At 73.1% G+C, this 18,148-nt stretch carries 17 protein-coding genes; 9 read left to right on the forward strand and 8 right to left on the reverse strand.

The annotated features are described in order from the left end of the window. Window positions 1-29: 29 nt before the first annotated feature. Window positions 30-1,247: an erythromycin esterase family protein gene (locus AC0693_RS14895; protein WP_478802010.1), complete on the forward strand. Its 1,218-nt coding sequence runs from the start codon at window positions 30-32 to the stop codon at window positions 1,245-1,247. A gap of 28 nt (window positions 1,248-1,275) precedes the next feature. Here the strand turns inward: AC0693_RS14895 and AC0693_RS14900 are convergent, their stop codons facing one another. Both AC0693_RS14900 and AC0693_RS14905 read right to left on the reverse strand, forming a co-directional pair. After that, window positions 1,276-1,812, reverse strand: a complete 537-nt coding sequence (locus AC0693_RS14900; protein ID WP_469333531.1) for a hypothetical protein — start codon at window positions 1,810-1,812, stop codon at window positions 1,276-1,278. Window positions 1,813-2,205: 393 nt separating this feature from the next. Then, window positions 2,206-3,141, reverse strand: coding sequence for a LysR family transcriptional regulator (locus tag AC0693_RS14905; protein WP_478802011.1), 936 nt, complete (start codon window positions 3,139-3,141; stop codon window positions 2,206-2,208). Window positions 3,142-3,278: 137 nt separating this feature from the next. On the opposite strand from AC0693_RS14905, the gene AC0693_RS14910 reads away from it, so the two are divergent. After that, on the forward strand, window positions 3,279-4,529 hold the full coding sequence (locus AC0693_RS14910) for an MFS transporter (protein ID WP_478802012.1): 1,251 nt from the start codon (window positions 3,279-3,281) through the stop codon (window positions 4,527-4,529). Window positions 4,530-4,583: 54 nt separating this feature from the next. Here AC0693_RS14910 and AC0693_RS14915 read toward each other — a convergent pair whose 3' ends face one another. Beyond that, window positions 4,584-5,258 (reverse strand): GbsR/MarR family transcriptional regulator, encoded by a 675-nt coding sequence (locus AC0693_RS14915; protein WP_478802013.1) that lies wholly within the window; start codon window positions 5,256-5,258, stop codon window positions 4,584-4,586. Between the two features lie 183 nt (window positions 5,259-5,441). On the opposite strand from AC0693_RS14915, the gene AC0693_RS14920 reads away from it, so the two are divergent. From AC0693_RS14920 to AC0693_RS14940, 5 genes are all read left to right on the forward strand, one after another. Continuing rightward, window positions 5,442-6,641 (forward strand): cytochrome P450, encoded by a 1,200-nt coding sequence (locus tag AC0693_RS14920; RefSeq protein WP_478802014.1) that lies wholly within the window; start codon window positions 5,442-5,444, stop codon window positions 6,639-6,641. Between the two features lie 176 nt (window positions 6,642-6,817). Continuing rightward, entirely contained in the window at window positions 6,818-7,036 is a 219-nt protein-coding gene (locus AC0693_RS14925; RefSeq protein ID WP_356413511.1) for a hypothetical protein, read from the forward strand. 451 nt (window positions 7,037-7,487) lie between these two features. Beyond that, window positions 7,488-8,315 (forward strand): hypothetical protein, encoded by an 828-nt coding sequence (locus AC0693_RS14930; RefSeq protein ID WP_478802015.1) that lies wholly within the window; start codon window positions 7,488-7,490, stop codon window positions 8,313-8,315. Between the two features lie 253 nt (window positions 8,316-8,568). Then, on the forward strand, window positions 8,569-10,143 hold the full coding sequence (locus AC0693_RS14935) for an alpha/beta hydrolase (protein WP_478802016.1): 1,575 nt from the start codon (window positions 8,569-8,571) through the stop codon (window positions 10,141-10,143). Window positions 10,144-10,283: 140 nt separating this feature from the next. Beyond that, complete coding sequence (locus AC0693_RS14940) at window positions 10,284-11,660, forward strand: erythromycin esterase family protein (RefSeq protein WP_478802017.1); 1,377 nt, start codon at window positions 10,284-10,286, stop codon at window positions 11,658-11,660. A 6-nt stretch (window positions 11,661-11,666) separates the two neighbouring features. Here AC0693_RS14940 and AC0693_RS14945 read toward each other — a convergent pair whose 3' ends face one another. Beyond that, entirely contained in the window at window positions 11,667-12,863 is a 1,197-nt protein-coding gene (locus AC0693_RS14945) for a serine hydrolase domain-containing protein (RefSeq protein ID WP_478802018.1), read from the reverse strand. A gap of 125 nt (window positions 12,864-12,988) precedes the next feature. Here AC0693_RS14945 and AC0693_RS14950 point away from each other — a divergent pair, with 125 nt between their 5' ends. Continuing rightward, window positions 12,989-13,708, forward strand: a complete 720-nt coding sequence (locus AC0693_RS14950; protein ID WP_478802019.1) for an ASCH domain-containing protein — start codon at window positions 12,989-12,991, stop codon at window positions 13,706-13,708. A 42-nt stretch (window positions 13,709-13,750) separates the two neighbouring features. Here the strand turns inward: AC0693_RS14950 and AC0693_RS14955 are convergent, their stop codons facing one another. Next, a complete protein-coding gene (locus tag AC0693_RS14955) occupies window positions 13,751-14,479 on the reverse strand; it encodes a hypothetical protein (protein WP_478802239.1) in 729 nt (242 codons plus the stop codon). Window positions 14,480-14,583: 104 nt separating this feature from the next. Between AC0693_RS14955 and AC0693_RS14960 the strand changes: the two genes are divergently transcribed. Further along, window positions 14,584-15,216, forward strand: a complete 633-nt coding sequence (locus tag AC0693_RS14960) for a TetR/AcrR family transcriptional regulator (protein ID WP_469333542.1) — start codon at window positions 14,584-14,586, stop codon at window positions 15,214-15,216. An 87-nt stretch (window positions 15,217-15,303) separates the two neighbouring features. Here the strand turns inward: AC0693_RS14960 and AC0693_RS14965 are convergent, their stop codons facing one another. The 3 genes from AC0693_RS14965 to AC0693_RS14975 form a co-directional block, all read right to left on the reverse strand. Beyond that, window positions 15,304-15,573 (reverse strand): hypothetical protein, encoded by a 270-nt coding sequence (locus AC0693_RS14965; RefSeq protein WP_356413499.1) that lies wholly within the window; start codon window positions 15,571-15,573, stop codon window positions 15,304-15,306. Between the two features lie 115 nt (window positions 15,574-15,688). Next, window positions 15,689-17,395 carry a PP2C family protein-serine/threonine phosphatase gene (locus AC0693_RS14970; RefSeq protein WP_478802020.1) on the reverse strand — a complete coding sequence of 569 codons (1,707 nt, stop codon included), beginning with the start codon at window positions 17,393-17,395 and terminating at the stop codon, window positions 15,689-15,691. A 145-nt stretch (window positions 17,396-17,540) separates the two neighbouring features. Then, the gene (locus AC0693_RS14975) at window positions 17,541-17,909 is read right to left on the reverse strand and encodes a PRC-barrel domain containing protein (RefSeq protein WP_468465475.1); all 369 of its coding nucleotides are present in this window, start codon (window positions 17,907-17,909) and stop codon (window positions 17,541-17,543) included. Window positions 17,910-18,148 lie beyond the last annotated feature (239 nt).

The following is an 18,148-nucleotide window of genomic DNA, read 5'->3' on the forward strand; positions in this document are numbered from 1 at the left end:
ACCGTGGCTTCACCGATAGCGTTGAAGGTATGGCTACTGACATCGAGAACACCGCCGGCGCCGTCGACGCCGCCGGCGTCATGAGGCTGCTCCCGGCCCGGCCGCGGCTGCTCGCCCTGGGCGAGCCCACCCACGGCGAGGACGCGCTGCTCGTCCTGCGCAACGAGCTGTTCCGGCAGCTGGTCGAGGAGGAGGGCTACCGGACGATCGCGATCGAGAGCGACTGCATGGCCGGGCTGGCCGTGGACGAGTACGTCACCTCCGGCACGGGCCGCCTCGACGAGGTCGTGGAGCGGGGCATCAGCCACGGCTGGGGGACCTCCGACGCCAACCGCGAGCTCGTGCGCTGGATGCGGGCCTACAACGCCCGGGCCGACCGCGACGGTCGGCCCGCCTCCGACCGGCTCCGCTTCGCCGGTTTCGACGGCCCGCTGGAAATCACCCACGCCGCCAGCCCCCGGCAGGCCCTCACCGCGCTCCACGGCCACCTCGCCGCCCGGGTGGACGCGACCCTGCTCCCCTGCACCCCGGAGGAACTCGACCGCCTGCTCGGCGCCGACGACCGGTGGACCGAGCCCGCCGCGATGCTGGACGCCGCACGCTCCGCGGGCCGGTCGGCCGAAGCGGACCGACTGCGCCTGCTCACCGACGAGTTGATCGCCCTGCTCGACGCGCAGGCGCCGCACCTGCTGGTGACGGCCTCGCGGGACGACGTGGACCGGGCGCGCCTGTACGGTCGTACCGCTGCCGGCCTGCTGCGCTACCACCACGCGATGGCCGACCTCTCACCGGCCCGCATGACGCGGCTGTGCGCACTCCGGGACCTGATGATGGCCGACAACCTCCTCGCCCTCGCCGCCCGCGGCCCCGTACTCGCCCACGCCCACAACTCCCATCTGCAGCGGGAGAAGAGCTCGATGCGGATGTGGGAGGGGACGGTGGAGTGGTGGAGCGCCGGCGCGCTGGTGAGCGCCCGCCTGGGCGCGGAGTACGCCTTCGTGGCGACGGCCCTCGGCACGATCCGGCACCAGGGGGTGGACACCCCGCCGCCGGACACCGTGGAGGGGCACCTCTACGCGCTTCCCGAGGACGCCTACGTCATCGATTCCCGCCGACTGGCCACGGCCCTCGGCGGTCCCCTGCCCGAGCCCCGCGTGTCCCCCTGGTACGGCTACGCCCCGCTCGACCCGGCCCACTTGGCGGCGGGCGACGGCCTCGTCTTCGTCAGGGACGTTCTCCAAAGCTAGTGCGCTGGTCGGACCGCTGGGACATGCCTCAGGTCTCCTCCACCCGCGACAGGGCGTCGGTGATCAGGCGGGTGGCGAAGTCGGGGTCGCCGGCGATGCGGTTGATGTGTTCCGCGAGCAGGAAGGCGGTGGCCTCCAGGGGGTTCATCTCCTCCCTCTTCCACGCCCCGTACCCCTTGCGCCACAAGCTGGGGCTCAGCCCGGTACCCGCGGCGATGACCAGGCCGGCCATGGTGGGAACGGCTTCGGGCCGGACGCTCTTGGGCATCATGCCCAGCGAGGCCACGAGGTGGGGCACCACGTACTCGATGACGTCCTTGCCGTGCTCCTCGTGAGCCTTGCGCAGCCACGTCGTGAACATGTAGATGAGGGTGCACGCCCCGTCCAGCACGTCACCGGCCCCCTCGGGGCCCAGGGACGCGGCGTACTGCTCGATCAGCAGCTGCTGTTCGGGGTCGACCTCGGGCTTGCCGTCGTGGACGGCCTTGAGCCGGGAGTCGATCATCATCAGCGCTGTGCCCACATCACCGATGGGGGCGTACTGGGCGTCGTAGGGCGATGACACGGAACTCCTCCTCGGCTGCCTGGTGCGGATGCGTACCCAGGGGCGGCGCGTTCGATGCACCGGCGCGCGGAAGAGGGTGCGGGGCAAGGGCGGGGGCGGGGGCGGGGGCGGGACACGGAAAAGGCCCCGGTCTCCTTGCGGAGGCCGGGGCCTTGATCGAGCGCTGGGCAGGCCTTGCACCTGCATCCCCCCACGGGAAGTGGGGTGTCTTTCCTTGGACCACCAACGCGAGCCCACCACCGGAAACCCGGCTGCGAGAACGAGATCAGCTTAGCGCATCCCCGCCCGGGATCCGGCCCAGGGGAAGTCGTGTCGCGGGACGGGTCGCCGATCGCCGACCGCCCGTCAGGGGCCAGGGGCCGGGGACCAGATGGTCAGCACGGGGTCAGACGGTCAGCGCGGGGTCACCCAGTCCGGGACCCAGGTGCCCGGGTCGCCCGGGCCGGTCGCCGTCGTGGCGAGGTGGGCGCGGAGGGTGGCCAGCGCGGGGTGCGGGTTGTCGCGGTGCCAGAGGAGCGAGTGCGGGTAGACGGGCGTGGGGTCGGTCACCGGGATGCGGCGCAGGCCGTGGCCGGTGGGCCAGACGAGGCGGGTGTGCTCGCCCATGAAGGTGGCCAGGGCGGGGGTGTCGGCGACGGTGTCGAGGAGGGCGTCGGAGCCGAAGTTGGGGCCCGTCGCCTCGATGGTGAGGCCGAACTCGGTGACGAGGTCGTCGTAGTAGGCGGCCCATTCGGTGCCGGGCACGATGCCGGGCATCCAGATCCGGTGCCCGACGAGCTGCTGGAGGGTCACGGACCGGGCGTCCGCCAGCGCGTGGCCGGGGCCGGTGAGGAGCTGGAGCGGTTCGTCGAGCACCCGGACGGACTCGATGTCCTCGGGGAGGGGCAGGCCGGGCGCGGCCACGGCGCGGAAGGACGCGTCGATCGCGCCGGACCGGATGGCACTGACGGCCGTCTCGAAGCCGAAGAGCATCACCACGTCGAGGTCGATCTCGGGGTGTGCGCGGTGGAAGCCGCGCATCAGGCCCGACTGCGCGACGCGCGAGGCGATCACGTCGACGCGCAGGGGACGGCGGCCGGTGCGCACCGAGGCGACCGCGCGCTCGGCGACGCGCAGCAGCTCGCGCGCGTGCGGCAGGAACGCCTGTCCGTCGATGGTGAGCTCGGCGCCGCGCGGGGTGCGGGTGAACAGCCGGACGCCCATGCCGCGCTCCAGTGCGGCGATGCGCTTGGAGACGGCCTGCTGGGTGATCCCCAGCTCGGCGGCGGCCACCTGGAACTGCCGGGCGTCGGCGGCGGCGACGAAGGTGCGGACGGTTTCGAGGTCCATGGCGCTGCACCCTACGCCCTCACAACCACTGGTTGTGCCGCTGGCCGCTTCGGTTGTTTGATCCCCCGGCAGTGGGCCCGCTTGGATGGATCCGATCGCGGATCGGTTGTACGAATGACGGGCGAGGGGCAGCGGGCATGGGGGACGGCCACCGACTGGGACGGCGGTTCGGGTGGCTCTGGGGAGCGTACGGGACCAGCGCGCTGGGCACCTGGCTCGCCTTCGGGGCCTTCCCGCTGATCGCCGTCCAGGTGCTGCACTCCGGACCGGCCGCGGTCGCCGCCCTCTCCGCGGTCGGATCCGCGGTGGGCGCCGCGGTGGCCGTGCCGCTCGGGCCGTGGGTGGACTTCCGGCGCAAGCGGCCGGTGCTGATCGCGATGGACCTGGTGCGGTGCGCGGCGCTGCTGACGGTCCCCGCCGCGTTCGCGCTCGGCGCCCTCACCTTCCTCCAGCTCCTGCTGGTCTCGGTCGTGGTCGCGGCGGCCGACATCACCTTCCGTGCCGCCTCCGGCGCGTACCTGAAAACGCTGCTCGCGGCCGAGGACCTGCTCGTCGCCAACGCGCGCTTCGAGTCCACCGCCTGGACGACCACGATCATCGGGCCACCGCTGGGCGGCGCGATGATCGGGCTCCTCGGTCCGGTGGTCACCGTGGTGGCGGACGTGGTCAGCTACCTGCTCTCGGCGCTGGGCATCCACGCGTCGCGGGGCCACGAGCCGCGGCCCGAGCGCCGGGAGGGCGCGCGCATGCGGGCCGGCGACCTGCTCGACGGCTGGCGGTACATCCTCGGCGACGCGATGCTGCGCCCGCTGTTCTTCAACACCGCGGCGTTCAACGCCCTGGTGATGGCGACGCAGCCGCTGCTCGCCGTCCTCATGCTCGGACCGCTCCGGTACGCGCCCTGGCAGTACGGCCTCGCCTTCGCCGCACCCGCGATCGGCGGACTGTTCGGCTCCCGGCTGGCCCGGCCGCTCGTCACCCGGTTCGGGCAGCACCGGGTGCTCCTCGCGGCCGGGACGCTGCGCGCGCTCTGGCCCGTCGGGCTGGCCTTCGTGGGGCCGGGAACCGGGGGCCTGCTGCTGGTGGTCGCCGTCGAACTGGGGCTCATCTTCTGCTGCGGGGTCTTCAACCCCGTCAGCGCGACCTACCGCCTGGAACGCACCGCGACGGGCCGGGTCGCCCGTACCCTCTCCGCCTGGGCGGTGACGACCAAAGCCACCACCGCCCTCCTGACCGCCGTCTGGGGCGTCCTGGGCAGCCTGCTCGGCCCCCGCCCGGCCATCGCCCTGGCCGGCCTGCTCCTCCTGGCGACCCCGCTCCTCCTCCCCCGTCACGGCACCGGCACCACGCCCCGACCGGAAGCGGAACCGGCTCGCGACCGCACCTGATACGCCCGCACGCGCCGCCACCGGGCGTCGAAACGACGCCGGGGCCGCCCGCCGTTACGTCAGGAGGGGGCGCCAGCGGTTGGCGGAGGTCAGCATGTCCTCGATGACGTGTTCCAGGAACGTTCCGGCTCTGGTCAGGCGTTGTCCCACCGGTGTGTCCGGGCCGAGTTCCTCGGCCGCCGTCAGGGCGGCGCGGGCCGAGGCGAGGGTGTGCCGCGAGCTGATCAGGACCGACTGGTACCAGGCGTCGTCGTCGAGCACGTAGACGTCCCTGCGGCCGCGCGGATCGCGTTCGCGCCGGACGTAGCCCTGCTGGACCAGGAAGTTCACGGCCACCGAGACCGAGGCCGGGCTGACGTTCAGTCTGCGGGTCAGTTCGGCGGCGGTGCGCCTGCCGTCCTCGGACAGCAGCAGATCGACGTGCACGCGCGCCGTCATCCTCGGCAGGCCCGAGCCGACGGCCAGTTCGATGATCCGCTCTTCCGCCGTGGTGGTCGGCGCTCCCGCCGCGCGCGGGGGCGCCGGTGTGCCGCGCTGCGCCCGTCGGCCCGCGGCGCGCTGGGCTTCCTGGGGCCGGTAGCCGCGGGGACCGCCGTTGCGCGCGACCTCCCGGCTGATCGTCGAAGTCGGCCGGTCGAGCCGCCTCGCGATCTCGGCATAGGAAAGCCGGTCGGCGAGACCGGCGGCGATGCGCTGACGTTCCTGCTGGGTCAAGCGTCCTCCTGGCATGCCGCAAGTATTGCCTTCGCCTTCATTCATTGCAACGTCGCATTGCATTCGGATTCAGCGTCATTGCATCAATTTCCCTGTTGTGACGTGCAGTTATGGATTCTCGTTGATTGACGCTCCAACGAACGCAACGTAGCTTTCGGCATACGTAAAACACGCAATGCCGCGAGATGAGGAATGGTCATGAGCGAAACGAGCGCATCACTGCACACCGTCGCGGCGCTGCCGACGGAGCGTCCGCCCGGGTGCCCCTTCGACCCGCCGACCGAGCTGATCGACGCGCGGCGGCACGGTCCGATCAGCCGCTACACCCACCCGGGCGGGAAGCCCGGCTGGCTGATCACCGGCTACGACGCCGTCCGGTCGGTCCTGGCCGATCCGCGGTTCAGCTCGCGCAAGGATCTCCTGAACGTCGTCGACTTCGAGCTCCCGCCGGCGCCGCCCGGCGAGTTCCTGCTCATGGACGAGCCCCAGCACGGGCGTTACCGCAAACCCCTGGTGGGCAAGTTCACCGCCCGGCGGATGCGGCTGCTCACCGAGCGCATCGAGCAGATCACCACCACCTGCCTTGACGCCATGGAGGCGGCCGGGCCGCCGTCGGACCTGGTGACCGCCTTCGCCAAGCCCATCCCCACGATCGTCATCTGCGAGCTGCTGGGGGTTCCGTACGAGGACCGGGACTCCTTCCAGGAGCAGATCGACACGTTCATGAACGGGGAGACGAACGACGAGGACCTGCTGGCGGCCTACACCGCGACGCAGGAGTACCTCGCCCGGCTGGTGGCCGCCAAGCGCGCGCACCCCACGGACGACGTGCTCAGCGAGCTGACCGACGGCGACCTGACCGACGAGGAGCTCCAGGGCATCGCTCTGATCCTGCTGGCGGCCGGCTTCGACACCACCGCGAACATGCTGTCCCTGGGGGCCTTCGCGCTGCTGCGCAACCCGGCGCAGCTGGCGGCGCTGCGCGCCGATCCCTCGCTCACCGACCAGGCGGTGGAGGAGCTGCTGCGGTACCTGAGCGTTGCCAAGTCGTTCATGCGGACGGCGCTGGTGGACGTCGAGGTGGGGGGCCGGCTGATCGAGGCCGGCACGACGGTCGTCCTGTCCTACAACACGGCGAACCGCGACCCGGAGCGCTTCGCCGATCCGCACGCGCTCGACCTCCGGCGGGCGGCCGGCGGCCACCTGGCCTTCGGCCACGGCATCCACCTGTGCCTGGGGCAGCAGCTGGCCCGCGTCGAGATGCGGGTCGCGTTCTCGGCGCTGCTGAGCCGCTTCCCCACGCTGCGCCTGGCCGTACCGGCCGAGGAGGTCGCCGTGCGACCGGAGGCCGCGGACATCCACGGCGTGAAGAGCCTCCCGGTCGCCTGGGACGCGTGAATGCGGGGCGGGGTTCGGGGCTACGGGGGCCGGGGGCCACGGGGCCCGAGGGGGCCCGTACTCCGGCGGCCGCGCGGGCCCGCGTACCGGCGGCGCGGGCGTCCGCCGACCCGTCCGCCGACCCGTCCGGCCTCCTGCGGCGTGCCGGTGGCCGTCGGCTCCCCGACACTGGAGCCATGTCTGCCCGCCTCGTCATCTATCCGCCCGACGACAACGGCTGGCGGCGTGTCCGCTGGGACGGAACGGCCATCGGCGTCGCGCACAAGCCGTCCGACATCGCCGTCTTCCTGGCCGCGGCGGGGATGGAGAACGCCGAGAGCCTGGACTTCGCCGACTCCGACCTCGTCGAATGGCGGGGCGGCGGCCCCGAGACCTGGGCGGAGTCGCCCCCGTAGACACGGATACCGGGCCCCTTCGGGTGGCGTATCCCGACGGAACCGTCACGGCCGCTTGCGAGGGCTGTAAACCGTCCCCTTCACCCGCCGTCCCCGGTGACGGCGGGGCGGCGGGGCGGGAAGGTGCTTACGCTGGAGGGGCTCGCACGGAACGGCGCGGGCAGCATGTCGCGGACCTCGCGGATGGGGTGGAGCCATGGCCCTCGCACACGCGAAGCACGGAGCGGGAGCGCGCCCACGCGGCCGGCGCCGGGTCCCTGCCGTGGCGGCGGTATCGGCTCTCGCCGCGACGTTCCTGGTGGCCGGGTGCACGGTGTCCGGCCAGAGCGCGGGGGCGACAACCGTCACGGCGCCCCACCACTCGGCCGGCTCCGCTTCCGCTTTCGGCTCCGCTTCGGCGCCCCGGGAGCCGTGCCGGCCGTCGCTGCCGGACAGTTTCTGGCGCGCGCCCGTGGACACGCTTCCCGTCCACTCGAAATCCGACCGGTACGTCGCCTCCATCGGTTCGGCGGCGTCCCTGCACCCTGACTTCGGGTCGGGGCTCATCGACGGCCGGCCCTTCGGCATCCCCGTCACCGTCTCGGATACGGCGGTGCCCGAATCAACGGTCTCACTGGACTACGCCGAGGAAAGCGACGCCTCCGGCTACCGGATCCCCCATAACGCCAGGATCGAGAACGGTCCGGCGAGCGACGGGGACCGGCACGTCATCGTCTGGGACCGCACCCGGTGCGCGTCCTACGAACTCTGGGACGCCCATCCGCAGGGAGGCAACGCCTGGCACGCCGGCTCGGGCGCGGTCTTCGACCTGCGCTCGCACGCGCTGCGGCCCGACGGGTGGACGTCGGCCGACGCCGCGGGTCTGGCCGTCCTGCCCGGTCTGGTGCGCTACGAGGAGGCGGCGGCCGGATCGGTCGACCACGCGATCCGCATCACCGTGCCCCGGTCCGACCGGAGCCACCTCTGGCCCGCGCGACACCACGCGGGCACCGCCGCGGACACCTCGCTGCCTCCCATGGGGCTGCGGCTGCGGCTGAAGAGCGCGGTGGACACGTCCCAACTCGCCCCGCAGGCGAAGGCGGTGGCGGAAGCGCTCAAGAAGTACGGTGTCATCGTCGCGGACAACGGATCGCCCTGGTACATCTCCGGGGCGGAGGACTCCCGCTGGGACAACGCCCAGCTCGACGGGCTCAAAGCGTTCAAGGGGTCGGACTTCGAGGCGGTCGACGCATCGGGGCTCCGGCAGGCGCCGGACTCGGGAGCCGTCGCGCCGAGGTAGGCCCGCTCGTCCGGCGGCGGCGCCGCTCCCCCTGACACGCGGCTGCCGAGGCCCCGGGGGGTGCAGCGGGGCGTCCCCCCTGAGGAGGAGGCGCGACCGGGGCGCGGGTCCCCGCCGGGGGGCGAGGGGGACCAGGGTCCTCGTGCCCGTGGGCGATGTGGCGGGCGGGGGCGGGTCCCTAGCGTCGGGGCATGCGATCGCACCGGTCAGGAGCGCCCGCACGACGCCCGTACCCACCAGTCCGAGGAGCCCCGTGACCACCCTCAGCCCCGCCGCGCGCCGCGCCTGCGCCCTCAGTCTCGCGCTCGCCGCCTGCCTCGCCGCCTCCCCCGCGGTGACCTCGGCCGCCGCGGCCCCCGCCAAGGGCGGTCCCGGAGGCGGGCTCGACCGGTACTACCAGCAGCGCCTCGGCTGGGGCAGCTGCGCCAAGGGCGCCGACGACGCGGCGGGGCGCGACCTCGACCGGGCCGGCGTCCAGTGCGCCGACGCGACCGCACCCCTGGACTACGGCGACCCGCGGGGCCGGACGATCACGGTCGCGGTGTCCCGGCTGAAGGCGACCGACACCCGTCAGCGCATCGGCGCGCTCCTGCTGAACAACGGCGGCCCCGGCGGCCCCTCCGTCCAGTCGCCGCCGGACGTCCGCAAGGCGATGAAGGACGTCGGCGCGCGCTACGACATCATCGGCTTCGACCCGCGCTTCGTCGGCCGCAGCACTCCCCTGGACTGCGGCTGGCCGGTGGGCAGTTCGTGGTTCTCGGCGGGCGCCGGCCGGGCCGGTTTCGAGAAGCAGGTGACCCTGCAGAAGGGCCTCGCCGACAAGTGCCGCGCCGCCGACGCCGCCGTCCTGCCGTACATCAGCACCCGGAACACGGCCCGCGACATGGACGTCATCCGCGGCGCCCTCGGCGAACGCCGGATCTCCTACCTCGGCTACTCCTACGGCACCTACCTCGGCACCGTCTACACCCAGATGTTCCCCGGCCGCTACGACCGCGTCGTCCTCGACGGGGCGATCAACCCCGCCGACTACGGCCCCCGGCTGCTGAAGGGATCCGAGCCCGAGAACGAGAAGGCGCTCGCCGACTGGGCGCACTGGGCGGCGCAGCGCCACGGCGCGTACGGTCTCGGGCGCACCCGCGCCGAGGTGCTCGCCACCGTCGACCGGATCGTCGCGGCCGCCGCGCGCGGCCCGTTGACGGTCGGCGCGGGCGCCGACGTGTTCCGGCTCGACGACAGCCAGGTGCCGGTCCTGCTCCTGACGGCCACCGGGGACGACAGCGACGCGACGCGGGCCTTCCTCGGCGAGCAGCTGTCCGTACTGGACGCGGCGGCGCGGGGCGCGGCGCCGACCGCGCTGTCGCCCGGGTTCGCCGCGACGCTCCGCTATCTGCTGCACGGCGGGTCCGAACCATCGGGCGTGCAGGCCGCCGTCCTGTGCGGGGACGTGGCCGCGCCGCGCGATCCGCGGACGTACTGGCGGGACATCGAGCGCAGCCGCTCCGCACACCCTCTCTTCGGGCCGCTCACCGCCACCATAGGGCCGTGCGCCTTCTGGGACCGCCCGCGCGAGGAACCCACCCGGGTGCGGCGGGACGCGCCGGTCCTGATCGTGGCCGCCACCGGTGACCCGCGCACCACGTACAAGGGCAGCGTCGCGCTGCACCGCCTGCTGCCGGCTTCCCGGCTGCTCACCCTCGACGGCGCCAACCGGCACGCCCTCTACGGCCGTTACGGCAACACCTGCGTGGACGACGGGGTCAACCGCTACCTGGCCACCGGCATCCTGCCGGCCAAGGACCAGACGTGCGTCAAGCCGGCCGGGTAGCGCGGGCGGCGGGGTGGCCACCGTGCCGGGCGGGGGTTTTCCCCCACCGATCCGGAGGAAAGCCCCAGGGCGCCGCTCCCGCGCCCGCGACATGATCGTTTTCACGGCCCAGTGGAACACCGAACCGAGGAGCGACCGGCATGAGCGCGTACCAACAGACGATGGGGCGGCGCAGACTGCTCGCCACCACGGCAGGCATCGCGGCCGCCACCGTCCTGGCCGCCCCTCGGGCCTCCGCCGCGCCGGCGGCGCGTACCGCCCCGGCCGGACCCGCGGCGGCGGCGAACGGCGGGGAAGCCGCCGCGCTCCGCGCCCTGGAGCGCGCTGCCCAGCCCCTGCGGACGACGGAACCCGGCGGACGCACCACCGATCTGCGCGCCCTCGGCTCCATGATCGGCGGGGCCGTGATCGTCGGGCTGGGAGAGGCGACCCACGGCTCGCACGAGTTCTTCACCATGAAGGAACGCGTCTTCCGCCACCTCGTCGAGGAGAAGGGCTTCACCACCTTCGCCCTGGAGATGAGCTGGACGGCGGGTCTGCGCATCGACGAGTACCTCCAGGGCGGCGCCGGGGAGCTGAGGCGGATCGCCAAGGAGACGCTGGGCGGATCCCCCTGGGAGCGCGAGGAGTTCGTCAGCCTCATCGCCTGGATGCGGTGGTACAACGACCGCCACCCCGGCCGGAAGGTCCACTTCATGGGCAACGACGTGGGAGCGCCCCGGCTCGGCGACGCCGCCTTCGAACGGGTCCTGTCCCACGTCCGCGGCGACCACCCGCAGGACCTTGCGCGCCTTACGGAGCTGTACGCGGGACTGCGCCCCTTCGACGACGTCTTCGCCTACCTGCAGAAGCCCGTGGCCGAGCGACGCGCGGACGCCGCCACCGCGCAGCGGGCACTGGACCTGGTCGCGGCCCACCCTGCCGGCGGCGAGGCCTGCGCGTGGACCCTGCAGCACGCCCGCAACATCGCCCAGACCTTCGCCTTCGCCTCCCTGGACCTCTCCGATCCGGAGTCGGTGTCCGCGGCGGAGCACCTGCGCGACCGGGTCATGGCCGACAACACCGTCTGGTGGCATCGCCGCACGGGCGACAAGATGCTGCTCTCCGCGCACAACGGGCACGTGGGCTACCTGAGCACGGATCCCGTGATGTACCCGACGACGCAGGGTGCCTTCCTTCGCAACACGCTCGGCAGCGACTACGCCGCCATCGGTTTCACCTTCGCCCGCGGGTCGTTCCTCACCGCGACCACCCTCGGCAGTGCCTGGAACAAGGTCACGGTCCCGGCGGCCGCCCCCGGGTCGCAGGAGCACACCCTCGACCGGGTCCGCCACCGCGACTACTACCTCGACCTGCGCACACTGGCGACGGCGGGGCGCAGTTGGCTCGACATGCCCCGCCCCGTGTACGAGGCGGGTTCGTCCTTCAGGAACGACCCGCCGCCCACGCTCGCGATCGGCCCGGCGTACGACGTGCTCGTCCATGTGAGCCGGGTGCGCGAGGCCACCGCTCTCTGAGCGGGCTCAGCGCTGCTTGAGGGCGTGGTCCGGGGCCAGGGCCTGGGAGATGCGTTCGGCGATGGTCTCGGCCGAGTTGCCCTGGGGGCTCTTGGGGCCCTCCGTCACGGTGACGGAGATCGCGAGCTCGGCGGCCGGCAGGTAGGCCTGGATGGCCGCGTAGCCGGAGAACGACGGGTTCGTCAGGATCCAGTCGTTGACGACGAGCACGCCCAGGCCGAAGTGGTGGGCCGCCGTGTTGTTCAGCAGGCACACGGTGGCGGGGCAGGTGGACGTCGCGTGGCCGAGGCCCGTGGTGCCCGGGTCGAGCTGGGTCTTGAAGGACTTCGCGGACACCAGCTCGCCGGTCCCGATGGCCCGCGCGGAGCGGTCCAGGTCGCAGATGTTCTGCACGAGGACGGCTCCCGGAGCGGTCGTCCACGAGGGGTTCCAGAAGGTGGACTCCTCGTAGGTGCCGCGCTCGGAGGTGAAGGCGTGCAGGACGGGCTCCGGGATCTGCGGCGTGGACTGGTTGCTGGTCTCGCTCAGCCCGAGCGGCTCGATCACGGTCTGCGACAGGAGCCGGTCCAGCGGGAGTCCGCTGATCTTCTCCAGCGCGGCGCCGAGGAAGGCGAAGTTGGCGTGCGAATAACTCCAGTTGGTTCCCGGTTCGTACAGCAGCGGCTGCCGCGTCGCGTAGCCGGTGATCTCGGCCGGGGTCCACTGGCGGAAGGGCGCCGCCTCCAACTCCTTGAGGAACGCGGGATCCGTGACGTAGTCGTGCAGCCCGGACGTGGAGTCGGCCAGCATCCGCAGGGTGATCTCCGAGCCGTGCGGCACGTCCGGCAGCCAGCGCGACACGGGGTCGTCGAGGGAGGCCTTGCCCTGCTCGACGAGCCGCAACAGCGCGGTGCCCATGTAGACGATGGCCACGGAGCCGGTCCGGAAGTGCATGGCGGGTTCGGCCGGTACGCCGGTCATCGACTCTCCGCGGGCCGTGGTCAGCACCTCTTTGCCGCCCGAGGAGACCCGCAGGATCACCGAGTTCAGGCCCAACTCCCGCTGCGCCTGCTGCGCGATGGTGAGCACCTTGCGCGCGTCGCCCTGCGCCGGACCGGGCGAGCCGACGCAGGTCTGCGGCGCCGCCGCGGTCGCGGCCGACGCCGGGCCCGCGGCGGTGCCGGCGGGGAGGGCCGCGCCCAACAGGGCGGATATGCAGAGCAAGACTGTCCGAGTACGCCTCACCCTCACAGTATGGGCAGGCCCTCCGCGAGGCGCATTCCGGGCGCCGAGGTCGCCCGAGGCGGCCGCCGTTCGCCTCCCGCCCGGGTGATCGTTAAGGTGCTCCGATGGACAGGACGATGCGGGAACTGACGGCGGCGGAACGGGAGCTGGTCGATTTCGCCCGGGAGGTGGTGGACGCCCACGGCGACGGTGAGCGGCACACGGTGGGGGCGGCGGTACGGGACGCGACGGGCCGGATGTTCCGCGGCCTGAACCTCTACCACTTCACCGGCGGCCCCTGTGCGGAGCTGGTGGCCCTCGGCCACGCGCGCGCCGAGGGAGCACGCGAGCTGACCACCATCGTGGCGGTGGGCGACGCGGGGCGCGGTGTGCTCGCGCCGTGCGGGCGGGACCGGCAGGTCCTCTTCGAGCACCACCCCGGCATCCGCGTCCTGGTGGCGACGGCGGACGGGCTGCGGAGCGTGCCGGTCGCCGAGCTGCTCCCGTGGGCCTACTCCCCGCCCGCGCCCGCCGTACGTCCCTTGCGTTTCCACCCCGACTACCTCGACGCCGTCCGCGCGGGCGAGAAGACCACGACGGTGCGGTTCCGTGACCCGGTGGAGACCGGGCCCGTGAGCCTGCTGTTCGAGTCCGACGAGGAGGTGGTCCTGCCGGGGAGGGTCACGCGGGTGGTGGCCAAGCGGGTGGCCGAGCTGACGGAAGAGGACGCGCAGGCGGACGGCTTCCGCGACCTCGCGGAACTCGGAGCCAAGCTGCGGTTCCACTATCCCGGGATCGCTCCGCAGGACGCGGTCACCGTCGTCCACTTCGAGGTGACCGGCTGACCGGCTGACCGGAACCGGGTCGGCCCCTGCCCGGGCCCTCTCTCAGGCCTCCCGGACGGCCTCCCGCTCCCCCTCGACGGCGCCGCTGCGGCGGTCGGCGTCGGGGCGGAGCGCTGCCGGGCGGGCCACGAGGCACGTCACGGCGCCGAGTGCGAAGCCGTAGGCGGCCACCAGGCCGTGGCCGTTGGACTGGGCGAACCAGAGGGCCAGGCCCAGCACCGGCACACCGAGCGCGAGCAGGGCGTCCTTCGTGTGCGCCCCGATCCCACCGGTCCGCAGGACGCGGAGCAGGAGGGGCGCGGCGAGGGTCGCGGCGAGGAAGTACGTCGCCCCCGAACTCCCGGCGAAATTGCGCGGATCGGCGCTGCGCTCGCTCTGGCCGAACAGCATGTCGACGTACGTCGGCAGCAGGATGCCCGCCGCGAACAGGCCCAGCATCAGGGGGCCGCCCCAGAACCACTCGGCGAGCGCGGCGATGACGGCGATGGTGGCGATGTTCCACACGTCACCGGCGGGGCCGCCGTTCTGCATGAAGACCGAGGTGACGATGCGCCACCAGCCCGTCCGGGCCGGGTCGCTGTCGAAGGTGTCCATGGCCGCCGACCAGGTCAGCTGCGTCACGAGTCCGGCGATGACGAGGGTGGTCAGCCCGATCGCCGCCCAGGGGGTGCGCCGCTGCCGGAGGGTGCCCTCGCCCAGCAGGGACAGCCCTCCTTTGAACATCAGGACCATCAGTGCCGCCGTGGTCACGTTGAACACCAGCGCGCCCATCGTCACCACCCCCCTTCGCTCCCCGTCACGTGCTGTCGAGAAGGACAGTAACGCTCCGGCGCGAGAAATTCAAACAATGTTAGAAAACAGGGTAGGCTGCTGCCATGAAGCTGACAACGGAGCGGATCATCGACGCCGGGATGGCGGTGTTCGCCGAGTCGGGGTACCACGGCCTGTCCATGCGCAAGGTCGCGCAGCGGCTCGACGCGCAGGCCGGAAGCCTCTACTACCACGTGGCCAACAAGGAGGTCCTGGTCCGGCTGATGGCCGACCGGGTCGCCCGGCAGGCGTACGACGCGGGGAGCGCCGCCCTGGCCGGGCTGGGACCCGGCGCGAGCTGGCAGGAACGGGTCGAGGCCCAGCTCGTCGCCCTGCGGGAGGTCATCCGGCGCCACCCCGGCGGGGCGGTGATGCTGGCCGACAGCCCGAAGGTGCTCAGCACAGGGGCCCTGGCCCTGATGGAACGGCTGCTCGACACGCTGGCCGGGGCCGGTGTGCCGGCGGCGCACCGCGGCGTGGGCGCGGACACGCTGCTCAGCCACGTCACCGGCTTCGTCCTGCAGGAGCAGAGCGCGTCACCGTCGGTGGCGATCGGCGCCGAGGAGGCCGCCGCGCTGCGCGAGCGGTACCCCGGGACGGTGGCCGCGGCGGCCCTCGGGGAGGACGAGGCGTACGTCCGCAGCGTGCGGCTGGTGTGCGCCGGCCTCGGCACGCTCCTGGAGGCGCCTGCGCCGTAACGGCGGGGCCAGCGGGAAGGGTGTGATGCGCACGACCGGCCGCCGGGGACGGGGCGCCCGTACCCGGCGGCCGTACGGCTCTGCTGCCTACGGGGCCGGCCGGGTCTGTTCCTCGCGGCCGAGGCCCGGGCGCTGCTGCTTGGCTTCGTGGCCCTCGGCGTCCGCGTCGGCGTCCTTGGCCCGCCCCGCGACGGCGTCGTCCGCCTGCTGCCGGGCCTCGTCGTCGCCGCTCTCGCCCTCCGCCTGCGAGGGGGTGGTGCGCGCGTTCTCCTGGGGCATCTCTTGCTCCGTCCTCTCGCCCTCCGCCTGGGAAGGGGTGGTGACCAGGTCGTCCTGGGACTTCTCGGAGTCCGTCATCCGGGCCTCCTTCGGTGGTGCCGGTTTTCCGCCACTACCCCGCCCCGCCGATCTCATACGGCGCACACGGGTGCAGCGTGCGGCCCCGCGCGCGGGGGCCGCCGGGGTGGCCGCGTCAGTCGAGGCGCAGCGCCACCAGGCAGGTGTCGTCCTCGTGTTCCCCCGCGGCGAAATCGCCCATGATGCGGTCGAGCGTCTCCTGCGCGGTGAGGCCGCCGCACGACGCGAGGGCGGTCCCCAGCGCCTGGATGCCCTCGATGATGTCCTCGCCCCGCCGCTCGACCATTCCGTCGGTGTAGAGCAGCAGCAGGTCCCCGGGTTCGAGCCGCACGGTCGCGGTGGCGTAGGCGTGACCCGGCACCAGGCCGAAGAGGGGACCGCGGTGTCCGGTGGGGAGCGCGGAGGCCCGGCCACCGCGCAGCAGCAGGGGGGCCGGGTGGCCCGCACACGCCCAGGTCAGCGTGCGGTCGGCGGCGATGTGGCCGATGACCGCGGTCGCCGTCTCCGCCGCCGGGTCGGCGCACAGCAGTTCGTTGAGCCAGGTGGTGAGCTGCCCCGCGTCGGTTCGGGGGGCGTGGGCGAGGCCTGCGAGGGCGTGCCGCTGCTGTGCCATGCGGGCCACGGCGCCCAGGCCGTGCCCGCAGGCGTCGCCGACGGCCAGCAGGATCCGGCCGTCGGGCAGCCGCCGGCATTTGTACCAGTCCCCGCCGACGGCCTCCGATTCGGCGGGGAGGTACGCGGTGGCGAGGGAGAGCCCGAGGGCGGCCAGTTCCGCGGAGTGCGTGGGGAGCAGGGCCTCCCGGAGCACCGCGGCCACCCGGCGCTCGGCGGCGGCCTCCTCCTCCAGCAGTTCGCTGTGCCGACGGCTGGACGCCAGCCGCTGGCGGCTGCGCACCTGGGCGGTCAGGTCGCGGGCGATGAGGTGGATGGCCCAGGGAAGCCCGTCCATGGCGACGACGGGGTGCCCCACGAGGCGCAGGGTGCGGATCTCGCCCAGCACGTTGAAGCGGACCTCACCGCCCGAGGGCTCCTCCCCTTCGAGCAGCGCGGTCAGCAGCCGGCCGAAGCGCCATACGTCCTCCAGCAGGACCGCGTCGCACAGTTCGGCCAGGGTGAGGGTCTGCCCGGCTTCCAGCCGGAAGAGGGCGGACAGCCCCTCCGACCAGGTGACCTCGCCCGACAGCAGGTCCCAGGTGCCCCACCCCATCGAGGCGATGTACTGCGCGTCCAGCGAGAGCAGTTCCGTGCGGTTGCGGGCCGGGCGCCACGTGGCGAGCACGTTGCCGCCGCACGATGCCGCGTCGTAGAGGAGCTGCGTGCGGTGCAGCCCGTCCCTGCGGTGCTCGGTGTAGTCCACCGCGTGGGCCTTCAGCGCGCGCCCGCTGCCGAGCACCTCCGTGAGGGCGCCGATCAGGCCGCCCGCCGCGGCGCCGGGCTGGACCTCCCGCAGGCGGCGCCCGGTGTACCGGTCGGGGGCGTCGAGCCACTCGGCGGCGCGGACGTGGTTCCCGGCCCGGACGGTGAAGTCGACGACGGTCCCCGCCTCGTCCCGCACGGGCACGAGCAGGGCCGCGGACACCGGGATCGCGGGCAGCGTCGCGCAGACGCAGGCCCAGGGGTCGTGGGCGTCGTCCGCTCCGGGGCACGAGTGCGCCCGGTCGGGGCTCCCCCCGCACGCGCAGGCCGCCCCCGCCTCCGGAGCGGCCTCGGCACCCTCCGCGGTCCGCACCCCCGCCTGGCGCCGTGCGGCGCTGCGCAGACCCTCCACCTCGCGGGCGATCAGCTGCTTGAGCACTGCGGGGTCCCGCGGGGTGAAGGGCATCGTCCGTCCTCGGCGTCGGAGCGCACGGGCGTGCCGGGGGAGGTCCGGCACGGCCACGCGTGGTCCTGCCAGGATGGCCCGTCGACGCGCGCACGGCCCGTTGGCGCGCGCCGCACGCGCAGGGGCCGTCAGGCACAGGAGGCCGTCAGGCGGTGCGGCGGGCGAACGACGCGCCGAAGCCGTAGTACGTGCTGAGTGCGGAGCGGTAGTCGGCGGTGCCGAGGTGCTTGTCCCGGTCGAACTGGGGAGCGCCCTTGATCTCGGACTTGGTGAGGTCGACGTAGATCCGCTGCTCCTCCTCGTCCACCTTCGTGATGGCCCGGACGGGAAGGAGCACTTCCTTGCCGAAGACCCACACGCCGGTGTCCACCACGAGGTAGGACGAGCCCACGTCGGCGGAGTGCTTGTCGACCTTGCCGATGGGTCCCTCGGTCGCCTCGACCTTGTAGCCGGTCAGGTCCATGCCCGGCCGGAAGCCCGACGTCTTCCGGTACGCCCACACGTTTCCGTTCACGAAAAGCAACTCCCTCATCGAGCTCGTCACAGCCTGCGATCCACTGCTGGCCCGGTTGCCCGGTCCTTTCGCCCCGAAACCCTTGATGGACCAAGCATCTTGAAGGACACGTTCCTCAAAACGCACCGTTTAGCGTCCGGCGGACGGGTCACAAGCGGTTGCGTAAGACGTTTCCTCACGCACAGCGCGCCAGGCGCCGCCGCACCTGCGGGGCGCTCGCAGCGCGCATAGGGAGTGAT

It is taken from the genome of Streptomyces sp. NPDC043876 (assembly GCF_056435825.1).

Excerpts from the sequence above, each read along its gene's own strand:
- AC0693_RS14895 (WP_478802010.1), top strand. The coding sequence starts at position 30 with ATGGCTACTGACATCGAGAACACCGCCGGCGCCGTCGACGCCGCCGGC.
- AC0693_RS14905 (WP_478802011.1), bottom strand. The coding sequence starts at position 3,141 with ATGGACCTCGAAACCGTCCGCACCTTCGTCGCCGCCGCCGACGCCCGG.
- AC0693_RS14910 (WP_478802012.1), top strand. The coding sequence starts at position 3,279 with ATGGGGGACGGCCACCGACTGGGACGGCGGTTCGGGTGGCTCTGGGGA.
- AC0693_RS14915 (WP_478802013.1), bottom strand. The coding sequence starts at position 5,258 with ATGCCAGGAGGACGCTTGACCCAGCAGGAACGTCAGCGCATCGCCGCC.
- AC0693_RS14920 (WP_478802014.1), top strand. The coding sequence starts at position 5,442 with ATGAGCGAAACGAGCGCATCACTGCACACCGTCGCGGCGCTGCCGACG.
- AC0693_RS14925 (WP_356413511.1), top strand. The coding sequence starts at position 6,818 with ATGTCTGCCCGCCTCGTCATCTATCCGCCCGACGACAACGGCTGGCGG.
- AC0693_RS14940 (WP_478802017.1), top strand. The coding sequence starts at position 10,284 with ATGAGCGCGTACCAACAGACGATGGGGCGGCGCAGACTGCTCGCCACC.
- AC0693_RS14950 (WP_478802019.1), top strand. The coding sequence starts at position 12,989 with ATGGACAGGACGATGCGGGAACTGACGGCGGCGGAACGGGAGCTGGTC.
- AC0693_RS14955 (WP_478802239.1), bottom strand. The coding sequence starts at position 14,479 with ATGGGCGCGCTGGTGTTCAACGTGACCACGGCGGCACTGATGGTCCTG.
- AC0693_RS14960 (WP_469333542.1), top strand. The coding sequence starts at position 14,584 with ATGAAGCTGACAACGGAGCGGATCATCGACGCCGGGATGGCGGTGTTC.
- AC0693_RS14965 (WP_356413499.1), bottom strand. The coding sequence starts at position 15,573 with ATGACGGACTCCGAGAAGTCCCAGGACGACCTGGTCACCACCCCTTCC.
- AC0693_RS14970 (WP_478802020.1), bottom strand. The coding sequence starts at position 17,395 with ATGCCCTTCACCCCGCGGGACCCCGCAGTGCTCAAGCAGCTGATCGCC.